Annotated in this window: 12 protein-coding genes; 9 read left to right on the forward strand and 3 right to left on the reverse strand. The window is 59.8% G+C overall.

Annotated features, from left to right (window positions below; translation table 11 throughout):
* Window positions 1-98: 98 nt before the first annotated feature.
* The 3 genes from nadE to BLU48_RS31380 all read right to left on the reverse strand — a co-directional run bounded on the left by nadE (window position 99) and on the right by BLU48_RS31380 (window position 3,247).
* A complete protein-coding gene (gene nadE / locus BLU48_RS31370) occupies window positions 99-926 on the reverse strand; it encodes an ammonia-dependent NAD(+) synthetase (RefSeq protein WP_057023413.1) in 828 nt (275 codons plus the stop codon).
* 3 nt (window positions 927-929) lie between these two features.
* The gene (gene pncB, locus BLU48_RS31375; RefSeq protein WP_003188094.1) at window positions 930-2,144 is read right to left on the reverse strand and encodes a nicotinate phosphoribosyltransferase; all 1,215 of its coding nucleotides are present in this window, start codon (window positions 2,142-2,144) and stop codon (window positions 930-932) included.
* Window positions 2,145-2,359: 215 nt separating this feature from the next.
* Entirely contained in the window at window positions 2,360-3,247 is an 888-nt protein-coding gene (locus tag BLU48_RS31380) for a LysR family transcriptional regulator (RefSeq protein ID WP_057023412.1), read from the reverse strand.
* Between the two features lie 153 nt (window positions 3,248-3,400).
* Between BLU48_RS31380 and amaB the strand changes: the two genes are divergently transcribed.
* The 9 genes from amaB (at window position 3,401) to BLU48_RS31425 (ending at window position 14,456) form a co-directional block, all read left to right on the forward strand.
* Window positions 3,401-4,891, forward strand: coding sequence for an L-piperidine-6-carboxylate dehydrogenase (gene amaB, locus BLU48_RS31385; protein ID WP_057023411.1), 1,491 nt, complete (start codon window positions 3,401-3,403; stop codon window positions 4,889-4,891).
* A 172-nt stretch (window positions 4,892-5,063) separates the two neighbouring features.
* On the forward strand, window positions 5,064-6,347 hold the full coding sequence (gene amaA, locus BLU48_RS31390; RefSeq protein WP_057023410.1) for an L-pipecolate oxidase: 1,284 nt from the start codon (window positions 5,064-5,066) through the stop codon (window positions 6,345-6,347).
* 374 nt (window positions 6,348-6,721) lie between these two features.
* Window positions 6,722-7,858, forward strand: a complete 1,137-nt coding sequence (locus BLU48_RS31395) for a branched-chain amino acid ABC transporter substrate-binding protein (RefSeq protein WP_057023531.1) — start codon at window positions 6,722-6,724, stop codon at window positions 7,856-7,858.
* 201 nt (window positions 7,859-8,059) lie between these two features.
* Window positions 8,060-8,974 (forward strand): ABC transporter permease subunit, encoded by a 915-nt coding sequence (locus BLU48_RS31400; RefSeq protein WP_003188099.1) that lies wholly within the window; start codon window positions 8,060-8,062, stop codon window positions 8,972-8,974.
* A 2-nt stretch (window positions 8,975-8,976) separates the two neighbouring features.
* Window positions 8,977-10,254, forward strand: a complete 1,278-nt coding sequence (gene livM, locus BLU48_RS31405) for a high-affinity branched-chain amino acid ABC transporter permease LivM (RefSeq protein ID WP_057023409.1) — start codon at window positions 8,977-8,979, stop codon at window positions 10,252-10,254.
* The gene (locus BLU48_RS31410) at window positions 10,251-11,126 is read left to right on the forward strand and encodes an ABC transporter ATP-binding protein (RefSeq protein WP_057010758.1); all 876 of its coding nucleotides are present in this window, start codon (window positions 10,251-10,253) and stop codon (window positions 11,124-11,126) included. Before livM ends, BLU48_RS31410 begins: the two co-directional genes overlap by 4 nt.
* Window positions 11,123-11,839, forward strand: coding sequence for an ABC transporter ATP-binding protein (locus tag BLU48_RS31415; RefSeq protein ID WP_046070667.1), 717 nt, complete (start codon window positions 11,123-11,125; stop codon window positions 11,837-11,839). The genes BLU48_RS31410 and BLU48_RS31415 overlap by 4 nt, the downstream gene beginning before the upstream one ends.
* A 780-nt stretch (window positions 11,840-12,619) precedes the next feature.
* On the forward strand, window positions 12,620-13,384 hold the full coding sequence (locus BLU48_RS31420) for an SDR family oxidoreductase (RefSeq protein WP_057023408.1): 765 nt from the start codon (window positions 12,620-12,622) through the stop codon (window positions 13,382-13,384).
* Between the two features lie 166 nt (window positions 13,385-13,550).
* The gene (locus tag BLU48_RS31425; protein WP_057023407.1) at window positions 13,551-14,456 is read left to right on the forward strand and encodes a cation diffusion facilitator family transporter; all 906 of its coding nucleotides are present in this window, start codon (window positions 13,551-13,553) and stop codon (window positions 14,454-14,456) included.
* Window positions 14,457-14,480 lie beyond the last annotated feature (24 nt).

The following is a 14,480-nucleotide window of genomic DNA, read 5'->3' on the forward strand; positions in this document are numbered from 1 at the left end:
CCCCCTCCCACATTTGAATGTATTCACAAATAAAAGTGTGGGAGGGGGCTTGCCCCCGATGGCATTCTGGCAATCACTGCAAAATCAGCTGGCTCACCTCAAGGCGCAAACGGCATCACCCGCTTGTGTTCAGTCTTGCGATAGGTCTCGCAGATAATCCTGAACGCCTCTTCACGCACGGGCTCACCGTGCAGGAACGCATCGATTTCGGCATAGGTCACCCCGTGTGACGCTTCGTCCGGCTTACCTGGCGACAGGTCCTCCAGGTCGGCGGTCGGGACTTTCTCCACCAACGATTCCGGCGCGCCAAAGTGCCGGGCAATCGCACGCACCTGGTTCTTCACCAGCCCGCTCAATGGCGCCAGATCGCAGGCGCCATCGCCGAACTTGGTGAAAAAGCCCATTACCGCTTCCGCCGCGTGGTCGGTGCCGATCACCAGCCCACCCGCCGCGCCGGCGATGGTGTACTGCGCCACCATGCGCATGCGCGCCTTGGTGTTGCCCAGCACGAAGTCGCGGGACACCGCTGCCTTGCCTTCAAACGCTGCCACTTCATTGGCCAGGGCCTTCACCGCCGGGCCGATGTTGACGGTGTGGCGTTCGTCCGGCTCGATGAATTCCACCGAGGCCTGGGCGTCGTGTTCATCGAACTGGGTTTCGTAGGGCAGGCGCACGGCGATAAAACGATAAGACTCGTCGCCGCTGCTGGCACGCAGCTCCTGCACCGCCCGTTGGGCCAGCAGGCCGGCGGTCAGGGAGTCGACGCCGCCGCTGATGCCCAGTACCAGGGTTTTGAGCCCGGAATTGCGCAGGCAGTCCTGGATAAAGACTACGCGTCGGGCGACCTCGGCTTCAAGGCTGGCCTGGTCGTTGAACGGCGCTTGGACCTTGAGCTGCTGCGCAATCTCACGCTGTACGGCTTGCATGATTCACTCCTTGCTGGAAAGGGCAGGTACTTTGAAAACGTGACGCAAATAGGCGACAAAATTCGGGTCGGTGCAATGGGTCTTGCCCGCTTCATCGGAGATCTTGGCGACGGGCTGGCCATTGCATGCGGTCATTTTTAGCACGATGCTCATCGGCTCCACCCCTGGAATATCGCAGGTCAGGTTGGTGCCGATGCCAAAGCTCACATTAATGCGGCCACGCAGCGCACGGAAAATCTCCAGGGCCTTGGGCAGCGTCAGGCTGTCGGAGAACACCAGAGTTTTGCTCATCGGTTCGATGCCAAGCTTGTGGTAGTGGGCGATGGCTTTTTCCGCCCACTGGATGGGGTCGCCGGAGTCATGGCGCAACCCGTCGAACAGCTTGGCAAAGTACAAATCAAAGTCGCCGAGGAAGGCGTCTGTGGTAATGCAGTCGGTCAGGGCAATACCCAGCAGGCCACGGTATTCACGCACCCAGCAATCGAGGGCGGCGATCTGGCTGTCGATCAGGCGCGGGCCGAGTTGCTGGTGGGCCATGATCCATTCGTGAGCCATGGTCCCCAAGGGCTTCATATCGAACTCGCGGGCCAGATGCACGTTGCTGGTGCCGACAAAACGCCCAGGGAAATCGTGCTTGAGCACACTGACCACTTCCTCCTGCACGCGGTAGGAGAAGCGTCGGCGCGTACCGAAGTCGGCCACTTGCAGTTCCGAGAGCTCGTCGCTGCTGGCATTCGCCGTCAGCCAATCGAATTTGCGGTACAGCTGCTCGCGGGCCTGTTCGAGGATCACCGTCTGGTAGCGGTAGCGGTTACGCACTTCGCTGACGATGGCCAGCATCGGCACTTCAAACAGGATCACATGCAGCCACGGCCCGCGCAGGCGGATAAACAACTCGCCGTTTTCGATACCGGTCTGCACGTAGCGCAGGTTGAAGCGGAACAGCCCGAGAAACCGCAGGAAGTCCGGCTTCATGAAGCTGATACGTTCAAGGAAACCCAACTGGTCGGGGCTCAGGCTCAGCTCGGCGAGGCGCTCGATCTGGTAGCGGATCTCCGCCAGGTACGGGCGCAGGTCTTCGCTGTTGCGGCAACGAAACTCCCATTCAACTTCCACATTCGGGTAGTTGTGCAGCACCGCCTGCATCATGGTCAGCTTGTAGAAGTCGGTGTCGAGCAAGTTCTGCACGATGCGATCGGCAAACACACTCTCGCTCATAACGGGAATCTCCAGACGGGTCGGCGATGAGGCGCCGGCCTTTACGCATAATTAAGTAAGGGGGCTAGTGGCGCATAGACCTGTGGGGTTTTGCCAGTGATTTTTTTGGAATGACCACTGGCCCCATCGCAGGCAAGCCAGCTCCCACACTTGAAATGCATTCCAAATGTGGGAGCTGGCTTGCCTGCGATGGCGGTGGTGCAGCCAAAAAATATCTAAACCTGTTCCATCATCCACTTCACAAAATCTCGCACTTTGGGCACTTCCGCCGAATGCTCGGGGTAGGCGAGGTAATAGGCATCCTGGCTCGGCATTGCATGCTGCCAGGGAATCACCAGCTTGCCCTCGGCCAGTTCCTCTTCCACCAGAAAGCGCGGCAGCAACGCCACGCCACAACCCACCTGCGCGGCGCGGATGCACATATAGAAGGTGTCGAAACGCGGCCCGTGGTAGCTGTGCTCGGTATGCAAGCCCTGGCTGGCAAACCAGTCATGCCAGCCCTGGGGCCGCGAGGCGTTTTGCAGCAGCACCAGCTCGCTCAGTCGCGTGGGGTCGGTGAAGGGCAGGGCGGGCAGGCTGTCGGGCGCACAGACAGGTACCAGCTCTTCGCTGAACAGCTTCAAGCTCTCGGTACCGGGGCGTGCGCCCTGGCCGAAATAGAACGCCATATCGGCCTTGCCTTGCAGTAACTCGTCAGGTTCCTGCTCGTTGCACAGGTCCAGGTGAATCTGCGGGTGGCGCAGGCGCCAACCCTTGAGGCGCGGCACCAGCCAGCGCGCGCCGAAGGTGTAGGGCGTGGATACCCGCAGCACTTCGGTCTCGCCGCCGTAGGAGCGCAGGTAATGGGTGGACATCTCCACCTGGGTGAGGATCTTGCGCACTTCCACCAAGTACAGATCACCCGCCGGGGTCATCTGCAAGCGACGGCGTACCCGGCGAAACAGCAGGTGTTGCAGCAGCTCTTCCAACTGTGCCACCTGCTTGCTCACCGCGCTTTGCGTAAGATTCAGCTCTTCGGCTGCACGGGTAAAGCTCAGGTGGCGGGTGGCGGCTTCGAAACACTGCAGGGCGGTGATCGAGGGCAAATGTCTTTTGTTCAGCACGGCATGCCTCTTTTTATTCTTTGCATGAATAAACGGAATGATATCTCGCCTAATCGTCGTTTGTTGGCAAGTCTTGGGCCAGCTACAAATAAGCTCTGGATCGCCGTGTCGGTGGCGGCGCGAATTTTCTGTTTGAGATTGAAGGAGTGACCCATGGTTGCCGCATTGCTTGATCGTCTCGGGGTAAACCCGGCGCTGTACCAATCGGGCAAGCAGCCCGTGCATTCGCCGATCGATGGTAGCCAGATCGGCAGTGTGCACTGGGAAGGCGCCGCCGAGGTGGAGCAACAGGTCAGTCGCGCCGAGCATGCATTCGAGGCCTGGCGCAAGGTGCCGGCGCCGCGACGCGGCGAGCTGGTACGCCAGTTTGGCGACGTGCTGCGCCAATACAAGGCCGACCTCGGCGAACTGGTGTCATGGGAAGCCGGCAAGATTACCCAGGAAGGCTTGGGCGAAGTGCAGGAGATGATCGACATCTGCGACTTCGCCGTCGGCCTGTCGCGCCAGCTGTATGGCTTGACCATCGCCTCCGAGCGCCCCGGCCACCATATGCGTGAAACCTGGCACCCGCTGGGCGTGGTCGGCGTGATCAGCGCCTTCAACTTTCCGGTGGCCGTGTGGGCGTGGAATACCACCCTGGCCCTGGTGTGCGGTAATGCGGTGATCTGGAAACCCTCGGAAAAGACCCCGCTCACCGCACTGGCCTGCCAGGCACTGTTCGAGCGCGTACTGAAAAAATTCGACGGTGCCCCCGAGTACCTCAGCCAGGTGATCATTGGCGGTCGCGACGCCGGCGCCGCGCTGGTGGATGACCCGCGCGTCGCCCTGATCAGTGCCACCGGCAGCACGCGCATGGGCCGCGAAGTGGCGCCGAAAGTCGCCGCCCGCTTCGCCCGCAGCATCCTCGAGTTGGGCGGCAACAACGCCATGATCCTCGGCCCGAGCGCCGACCTGGACATGGCCGTGCGCGCGATTCTGTTCAGCGCCGTCGGCACTGCCGGCCAGCGCTGCACCACCCTGCGCCGCCTGATTGCCCACGAGTCGGTCAAGGACGAAATTGTCACTCGCCTCAAAGCCGCCTACGCCAAGGTGCGCATCGGCCACCCGCTGGAAGGCAACCTGATCGGCCCGCTGATCGACAAGCAGGGCTTCGACAACATGCAGGATGCCCTTGAGCAAGCCTTGAGCGAAGGCGGCAAGGTGTTCGGCGGCAAGCGCCAGCTGCAAGACCAATTCCCCAATGCCTATTACGTGTCACCGGCCATCGTGGAGATGCCCGAGCAGAGCGACGTGGTGTGTACCGAGACGTTCGCGCCGATTCTCTACGTGGTCGGTTACACCGATTTCGCCGAAGCCTTGCGCTTGAACAACGCCGTGCCCCAGGGCTTGTCGTCATGCATCTTCACCACCGATGTGCGCGAAGCCGAACAATTCATGTCGGCCGTGGGCAGCGACTGCGGCATTGCCAACGTCAACATCGGCCCGAGCGGCGCGGAGATTGGTGGCGCGTTTGGCGGCGAGAAAGAGACCGGCGGTGGGCGTGAATCGGGGTCGGATGCATGGCGCGGGTATATGCGCCGGCAGACCAATACCGTGAACTATTCGCTGGAGTTGCCGTTGGCGCAGGGCATCACGTTCGACTAAGTCCTCAAGTCCAAGTGAGGTCAAAATGTGGGAGGGGGCTTGCCCCCGATGGCAGTGTGTCAGTCAAAAGATGTCCAACTGAACCACCACCATCGGGAGCAAGCCCCCTCCCACAGTTGATCTCATTTACACATCAAGATTGTTGTCTGTTAGGTCTCATCGGAGTCTGGCAATGGCACTACGCGAAACATGTTTATGGGAACACCTCACCCCTGGCCGGCCGGATCGTGCCGCGCTCAAGGGCGCGGTCAAGGTGGATGTATGCGTGATCGGCGCCGGCATCACCGGTTTGTCGGCGGCCATACATTTGCTGGAACAGGGCAAAAGCGTTGCCGTGCTTGAAGCACATCGCACCGGCCATGGTGGCTCGGGGCGCAACGTCGGGCTGGTGAATGCCGGCATGTGGATTCCACCGGACGAGATCGAAGCCGGTTTCGGTACGGCGGTGGGCAGCCAGCTCAATCGCATGTTGGGCGCGGCGCCGTCCCTGGTGTTCGGCCTGGTCGACAAGTACCGCATCGATTGCCAATTGCGCCGCGAGGGCACTTTGCACATGGCCCACAATGCCCGTGGCGAGGCGGATTTGCGCAGCCGTGAAGAGCAGTGGAAACGCCGTGGTGCGCCGGTTGAGTTACTGACCGGGCAAGCATGCGAGCAAGCCACGGGGACCAAGAAAATCGCTGCCGCGTTGCTGGATCGGCGCGCCGGCACCTTGAACCCCATGGCTTACACGACGGGCTTGGCGAATACCGCCGTGGGGCTGGGCGGGCAGCTGTTCGACCATTCCCCGGTCACCCAGCTGGAGCGCCAAGGTGCCGATTGGTCAGTGCAGACCGCCGAGGGCGCGGTGCAGGCCGCACAGGTGGTGATCGCCTCCAACGCCTATACCGAAGGCGAATGGACCGAGTTGCGGCGCAATTTCTTCCCCGGCTATTACTACCAAGTGGCGTCGGCACCGCTGACCGACGATGCCGCCCAGCAAATCCTTCCCGGCGGCCAGGGCTCATGGGACACGCGCCAGGTATTGAGTAGCATCCGTCGTGATGCCGATGGCCGCCTGTTGCTTGGCAGCCTGGGCAACGGCAACCAGAAACCAGCCTGGTTCCTCAAGGCGTGGGCTGATCGGGTGCAGCAGCACTACTTCCCCTACCTCAAATCGGTGCAGTGGGAATGCACCTGGACCGGTTGCATCGCCTTCACGCCAGACCATCTGATGCGCCTGTTCGAGCCGGCGCCAGGGCTGGTGGCGGTCACCGGCTATAACGGCCGTGGCGTGACCACTGGCAGTGTGGTGGGCAAGGCGTTTGCCGACTATCTGTGTCACCAGGATCCCCAGGCCCTGCCGATCCCGTTTGCGCCCATGCAACCCTTGACGGGGGCAAGCCTGCGCAGCTGCTTGTATGAAGCTGGATTCTCGCTGTATCACGCCGGGCAATGCCTGAGGATCGTGATCTGATCAGCGAAATACCTGTCAGAAGCCTGCATTTTCTTAGCAGGCTACCCATCTGTATTGGTGCAAGTCGTAGCAATCACGCACTGTAAATGTGCAGTTCCGTTACGCGCATTGTTACAGGTGTAGGAACTGTCGTTTATCCCTCTGGTTGCAGGTGCGACCTATCGAGGTTGTACTTTTTTGGCTGTCTGGTTGCACCTGTCGGTGCTAGACGGTTGCACGTCCTGGCAAAACGCGTCGAAACGCCTGTAATAACAATGACACCGTGTCTTTTTGAAGAATAAAAACGTAATGGCACGCGGCTTGCTCTGAGCTTTCATTGAAAAGTTTGAATGCAAGTTGTCGTGCCAAAAATCAAAAATATCGGAGCACCACTCATGTCCCAGACGTTTTACAAGAAAGGTTTTCTGGCCCTCGCCGTTGCAGCGGCGCTGGGTGTTTCTACGTTTGTTCAAGCCGATGTGAAGATTGGTGTGGCGGGCCCGATGACGGGTGCCAACGCCGCTTTCGGTGAGCAGTACATGAAGGGTGCCCAGGCGGCAGCCGACGTTATCAACAAGGCCGGCGGCATCAACGGCGAGCAGATCAAGCTGATTGCCGGCGATGACGCCTGCGAACCCAAGCAAGCCGTGGCCGTGGCAAACCGCCTCGCGGACCAGGACAAAGTCATCGGCGTGGTCGGGCATTTCTGCTCCTCGAACACTATTCCGGCATCCGAGGTCTACGACGAAGCCGGCATCATTGCCATCACCCCAGGTTCCACCAACCCCCAAGTCACCGAGCGCGGCCTGAGCGCCATGTTCCGCATGTGCGGGCGTGACGACCAGCAAGGCATCGTCGCCGGCGACTACATCGTCGACGTGCTCAAGGGCAAGAAGGTCGCGGTGATCAACGACAAGGACACCTATGGCAAGGGCCTGGCCGACGCTACCGCTGCGCAGTTGACCAAGCGTGGCGTCAAGCCGGTGCTGGAAGAGGGCCTGACCCGTGGCGAGAAAGACTTCAGCGCCCTGGTTACCAAGATCCGTTCCCTGGGCGCCGATGTCGTGTATTTCGGCGGCTTGCATCCGGAAGCCGGCCCGTTGGTGCGCCAGATCCGTGAAGCCGGTTTGAAAGACGTCAAGTTCATGTCCGATGACGGCGTGGTGACCGACGAACTGGTGGCGACTGCCGGTGGCGCGCAGTACGTCGATGGCGTGTACATGACCTTCGGCGCCGACCCGCGCCTGCTGCCGGACAGCAAGGCGGTGGTAGAGGAGTTCCGCAAAAACGGCACCGAGCCGGAAGGCTACACCCTGTACGCCTACGCCTCGATCCAGGCCCTGGCTGCCGGCTTTAACGGTGCCAAGTCCAACAAGGGTGAAGACGCTGCCAAGTGGCTCAAGGCCAACCCGGTTAAAACCGTCATGGGCGAGAAAGCCTGGGATACCAAGGGCGACCTGAAAGTCTCTGACTACGTGGTTTACCAGTGGGACAAGGACGGCAAATACCATCAGTTGGAAAAGCAGAAGTAAGCCTGAGCACCACAGTTCCAATGTGGGAGGGGGCTTGCTCCCGATAGCGCAGTGTCAGCCAATACATGCATGACTGACCCACCGCAATCGGGAGCAAGCCCCCTCCCACAGGAGAGTGGCGTTGTTATTGAGATCTGTTTTTTCCTCCAGAAGCGCCGCACACCCACTGGTGTGCAGGTGCTCACCGCGTGAGATTGCGTTATGGATGGTATTTTCCTGCAGCAACTGGTCAACGGCCTGACCCTCGGGTCGGTCTATGGCCTGATCGCCATCGGCTACACAATGGTCTATGGCATCATTGGCATGATCAACTTCGCCCACGGCGAGGTTTATATGATTTCCGCTTACCTCGCGGCGATCAGTCTGGCACTGCTGGCTTACTTCGGCATCGAATCCTTCCCGCTGCTCATTCTCGGCACCTTGATCTTCACCGTGGTCGTCACCGGCGTTTATGGTTGGGTCATTGAGCGTGTCGCCTATAAACCGTTGCGTAACTCCACCCGACTGGCTCCGCTGATCAGCGCCATCGGTATCTCACTGATCCTGCAGAACTACGCCCAGATCGCCCAGGGCGCCAAGCAACAAGGCATCCCGACCCTGCTGGCCGGCGCCTGGCGCGTCGATATCGGCACTGGCTTCGTGCAACTGACCTACACCAAAGTGTTCATCCTCGTGGCGGCGTTCGCCGGCATGGCTTTGCTCACCTACATCATCAAATACACCAAGCTCGGCCGCATGTGCCGTGCCACCCAGCAAGACCGCAAGATGGCCTCGATCCTGGGCATCAACACCGACCGCGTGATCTCCTACGTGTTTGTCATCGGTGCTGCCATGGCTGCCCTGGCCGGTGTGCTCATCACGCTCAACTACGGCACCTTCGACTTCTACGCCGGCTTCATCATCGGCATCAAGGCATTTACCGCAGCGGTACTCGGCGGCATCGGCTCCCTGCCTGGGGCGATGCTCGGCGGGATCATCCTCGGTATCTCCGAGTCGTTGTTCTCGGGGTTGATCAACTCTGACTACAAAGACGTGTTCAGTTTCTCCCTGCTGGTGGTGATTCTGATTTTCCGTCCCCAGGGCCTGCTTGGTCGCCCACTTGTGGCGAAGGTGTAAACATGTCTGCTGCCAAATCTATCGATATCAAGAAAAGTGTGGTCGATACGGTCCTCGCCGGGCTGATTTCGCTGATCGTGTTCGGCCCGATCGTCGGCGTAGTGCTCGACGGCTATAGCTTCAACCTGGAGCCGCTGCGTGTTGCCACGTTGGTCGCCATCGTCATGGCTGGGCGTTTTGCCTTGAGCCTGTTCCTGCAAACCCCCAAGGGCGTGAAGATCCTGCAGGGCTTCGAAAGCAGCGGCTCGGGCGTGCATGTGCTGGCGCCGGATTACAAGTCGCGGCTGCGCTGGATCATCCCGGCGCTGATCGTGATCGCTATCGTGTTTCCGATCTTCGCCAACAAATACCTGCTGACCGTGGTGATTCTCGGGCTGATCTACGTGTTGCTTGGCCTGGGCCTGAATATCGTGGTGGGCCTGGCCGGCTTGCTCGACCTGGGTTACGTGGCGTTCTACGCCATCGGTGCCTATGGCCTGGCGCTGGGTTATCAATACCTCGGCCTGGGATTCTGGACGGTGCTGCCGCTGGCGGCCATTGCGGCGGCATTGGCGGGGTGCATACTCGGCTTCCCGGTGCTACGAATGCACGGTGACTACCTGGCCATCGTGACCCTGGGGTTTGGCGAAATCATTCGCCTGGTGCTCAATAACTGGCTGTCGTTTACCGGTGGGCCCAATGGTATGCCGGTGCCATCGCCGACTTTTCTCGGGCTTGAATTCGGGCGCAGGGCAAAGGAGGGCGGGGTCCCGTTCCATGAGTTCTTCGGCATCGACTACAACCCCAACATTAAATTCCTGTTTATCTACATCGTGCTGTTCCTGGTGGTGCTGGCGGTGCTGTACATCAAACATCGCTTGACCCGCATGCCGGTGGGCCGCGCCTGGGAAGCCTTGCGCGAAGATGAAATTGCCTGCCGTTCCATGGGCTTGAACCACGTGCTGGTCAAGCTCTCGGCGTTCACCATCGGCGCATCCACCGCCGGGTTAGCCGGGGTGTTTTTTGCCAGCTACCAGGGCTTCGTCAACCCGTCGTCGTTTACCTTCTTCGAGTCGGCATTGATCCTCGCCATTGTGGTGCTAGGCGGCATGGGCTCGACGGTCGGCGTGGTGATTGCGGCGTTCGTGCTGACCGTGGCGCCTGAACTGCTGCGCAGCTTCTCCGAGTACCGCGTCCTGCTGTTTGGCGTGCTGATGGTGGTGATGATGATCTGGCGACCGCGTGGCTTGATTCGAATCAGCCGTACCGGTGTCACCCCACGTAAAGGAGTCGCGCCATGAGCAAGGAAGTCGTGCTCTCTGTGGAACACCTGATGATGCACTTCGGTGGCATCAAGGCCTTGAGCGATGTGAGCCTCAAGGTCGAACGCAACTCGATCTTCGCCCTGATCGGCCCCAACGGCGCCGGCAAGACCACGGTGTTCAACTGCCTCACCGGCTTCTACAAGGCCAGCGGCGGCAAGATCGAACTCAACGTGCGTGGCCAGCAGACCAACGTGATCCAGCTGCTCGGCGAGCGCTTCAAGGCGGTGGACTTCGTATCGCCGAAAAGCTTTTGCAGCCGCGTGTACTACAAGATGTTCGGCGGCACCCACTTGGTAAACCGCGCCGGCCTGGCGCGGACCTTCCAGAACATTCGCCTGTTCAAGGAAATGTCAGTACTGGAAAACCTGCTGGTGGCCCAGCACATGTGGGTCAACCGCAACATGCTCGCCGGCATCCTCAACACCAAGGGCTACCGCAAGGCCGAAAGCGATGCCCTCGACCATGCCTTCTACTGGCTGGAAGTGGTCGACCTGGTGGACTGTGCCAACCGCCTGGCCGGCGAGCTCTCCTACGGCCAGCAGCGCCGCCTGGAAATCGCTCGCGCCATGTGCACGCGGCCGCAGATCATCTGCCTGGACGAGCCCGCTGCGGGCCTCAATCCCCAGGAAACCGAAGCCCTCAGCGCGATGATTCGCCTGCTGCGCGACGAACACGACCTCACGGTGGTGCTGATCGAACACGACATGGGCATGGTGATGAGTATTTCCGACCACATCGTGGTACTGGACCACGGCAACGTGATCGCCGAAGGCGGCCCGGAGGCGATCCGCAACGACCCGAAAGTGATTGCCGCCTACCTGGGCGCGGACGAAGAGGAGCTGGTATGAGTGCGCCTATCCTCGAAATGAAGGACCTGGACGTGTATTACGGCCCTATCCAGGCCCTGAAAAAAGTCTCGCTGTACATCAACGAAGGCGAAACCGTCAGCCTGATCGGCTCCAACGGCGCGGGTAAATCCACGCTGCTGATGTCGATCTTCGGCCAGCCTCGGGCCGAGTCGGGGCAGATTCTGTACAACGGCGTCGACATTACCCACAAGTCGTCCCACTACATCGCTTCCAACGGCATTGCGCAGTCGCCGGAAGGGCGGCGGGTGTTCCCCGACATGACCGTCGAGGAAAACCTGCTGATGGGCACCATCCCCATTGGCGACAAGTTTGCCGGCGAGGATATGCAACGCATGTTCGAGCTGTTCCCACGGCTCAAGGAGCGGCGCAACCAGCGGGCCATGACCATGTCTGGTGGCGAGCAGCAAATGCTCGCCATCGCCCGTGCATTGATGAGTAGGCCCAAGCTGTTGCTGCTGGATGAGCCGAGCCTGGGATTGGCGCCGATTGTGGTGAAGCAGATCTTCTCAACCCTGCGTGAACTGGCCTCCACCGGGATGACCATCTTCCTGGTGGAGCAGAACGCCAACCATGCGCTGCGTTTATCGGATCGGGCGTATGTGATGGTCAATGGCGAGATTCGCCTGACGGGCACCGGCAAGGAACTGCTGGTGAATGAGGAAGTTCGCAACGCTTACTTAGGCGGTCACTAACTGGTACTCAGTACCCTGTGGGAGGGGGCTTGCTCCCGATAGCGGTGTGTCAGTTTAAGAAGTGCTGACTGACAAATCGCTATCGGGAGCAAGCCCCCTCCCACATTTGATTGTGTGGTCCATCAGGCCTTTTCCCAAATTGTGGAAAACAAATCCAGCCACCCTCCAAAGCGCGACATATAGCCGCCGCAAATCCCTGTTTTGTCACAGTTTTGACTTGTCCCCATCCACTGTGGAACCGGCTGTGGGTAACGTGGGAGTAGCTAGCTGAAAGCCTTTAACTACGTGGCTTACAGCCTTGTGGTTGTTTTTTGATCAGTCGCTTTTTTGCGGCCGCCCGAGGGTTTTGTCAACCTGTTTAAAGACACAGGTATATGACCGGAATATGTCGGTCCAGGCTGTGGATAAGTCTGTGACTAAACTCTGGAAAGACCACCGAAGGGGCCGGAATGACTGGCCTGGAGCCATCGTTATGGTTTTCCGCATATGTCAGCGGCTACATACGCTTGCGTCCAGGTCAAGCAAAAAACTTTCCAGACCCGCCTGAAAGCCTTGTACACAGCGGCTTCGAGCGGTTTGTACTTGCCCCCAAAGACTGTGGGCGCAGTTGTGGATAACCTGCGCGCATATGGCTGCAAGCCACGGTTTATAAGGCTCTGCTCGAGGCGGTCAAAAAATGATCAGTCGTGCACGAAGGTGTGTGCATAGCGGTTGCCGCAAGGGCGGCGTAAGGGCATTCTGCTGGCTGCTTTTTTCCCCGATGCCCGCAAGGAGAACACCATGTCCGACACGCTATTTATCACTGGCGCCACTTCAGGTTTCGGCGAAGCCTGTGCCCGTCGTTTTGCCGAAGCCGGCTGGAAACTGGTGCTCACCGGTCGCCGTGCCGAGCGCTTGAATGCACTGGTTGAAGAGCTTTCCAAGCAGACCGAAGTGCATGGCCTGGTGGTGGATGTGCGTGACCGCAAGGGCATGGAAGACGCCATTGCCAACCTGCCGCCGTCGTTCGCCAAGCTGCGTGGCTTGATCAACAATGCCGGTCTGGCCGTGGGCACCGACCCTGCGCCCAAGTGCAACCTCGACGATTGGGAAACCATGGTCGACACTAATATCAAAGGCCTGCTGACCACCACCAATCTGTTGCTGCCGCGCCTGATCGCCCATGGTCGTGGCGCCGGGATCATCAATCTGGGTTCCATCGCCGGTAACTACCCGTACCCGGGCAGCCATGTGTATGGTGGCTCCAAGGCGTTCGTGAAGCAATTCTCGTTGAATCTGCGTTGCGACCTGCAAGGCACCGGCGTGCGCGTGACCAATATCGAGCCGGGCCTGTGTGAGAGCGAGTTCTCGCTGGTGCGGTTTGGCGGCGACCAGGCACGTTATGACGCCACCTACGCAGGTGCCGAGCCGATTCAGCCGCAGGATATTGCCGATACGATTTTCTGGGTGATGAACACGCCGGCGCACGTGAATATCAACCGCTTGGAGCTGATGCCGGTGAGCCAGACCTGGGCTGGGTTTGCGATTGAGCGTGGGACTAAGTAAGGCTTTAGACCGCGTCGCCTGCATCGGGGGCAAGCCCCCTCCCACATAAGTGTGGGAGGGGGCTTGCCCCCGATGGCGTCAAATCGGCCAAAACAGGACATAAGGTACACTCCGCGCCTGAAAACCCTCCGCGCTGTGCGGTTTAAAGGTTTTGACAGGAGGAAATGTGAGTAACCGAGGTGAGCAGGCACTGCTCAAACAATCGACGATCCTGATGTTCGCTGTGGCGATCGCCGGGATTGTCACGGGTGTGATATCCGGCGCCCAATCCATTCTGTTCGACGGCTTTTTCTCGCTGATCGCCACTGCCATCAAGGTGTTGATGCTGATCACGGCCAAGCTGATCGCCAAGAAAAGCAACGAGCGCTTCCAGTTCGGCTATTGGCACCTGGAGCCGATGGTGCTGTTGATCGAAGGCAGTTTCCTGCTGTTGATCGCCATCTACGCGTTCCTCAATGGTGTGTTCGGCATTATCAATGGCGGGCGCGAGATCGAGTTGGGGTTGGTGATCATTTATGCGGCGGTGTTTACCGTCGTGGAGTTCGCCTACTTCTTCTATGTGCGCTACCGCAACCGCAGGCTCAAATCATCGCTGATCCAGTTCGACAACATCAGTTGGCTGGTGGACGCGATGCTCTCGGTGGGCTTGCTGATCAGCTTCCTTGCCGCGCTGTTGCTCAAGTCCCAGGGCTATGGCGAATGGGCGGTGTATGTCGACCCGTTGATCCTGATCCTGCTGGCCCTGAGCATGCTGGCGCCGGCGTTCAAGATCCTGCGCCCGGCGTTGCGCGAGGTATTGGGAATCGCCCCGGACCACCTGGACGACAAAGTGCGCGAAGTAATGGACGGGGCGCAGGCCAAGCACGGTTTTGACGATTACGTGTCCTACGTGCAGAAGCACGGTCGGGCGCGGTTTATCGAGATTCATGTGGTGTTGCCGGCGGATTACCCATTGGATAACGTCGCCACCCTCGACGGGCTGCGTGAAGAGATATCCACAGGGCTGGGCACGCCGGATGCGGCGCGTTGGCTGACGATCAGTTTTACGGGCGACCGCAAGTGGATTGCGTGAGGTCAGTCAGACCGAGTTGAGGCC

This window comes from Pseudomonas synxantha, assembly GCF_900105675.1.
In the GTDB taxonomy this organism is placed as follows: Bacteria; Pseudomonadota; Gammaproteobacteria; order Pseudomonadales; family Pseudomonadaceae; genus Aquipseudomonas; species Aquipseudomonas synxantha.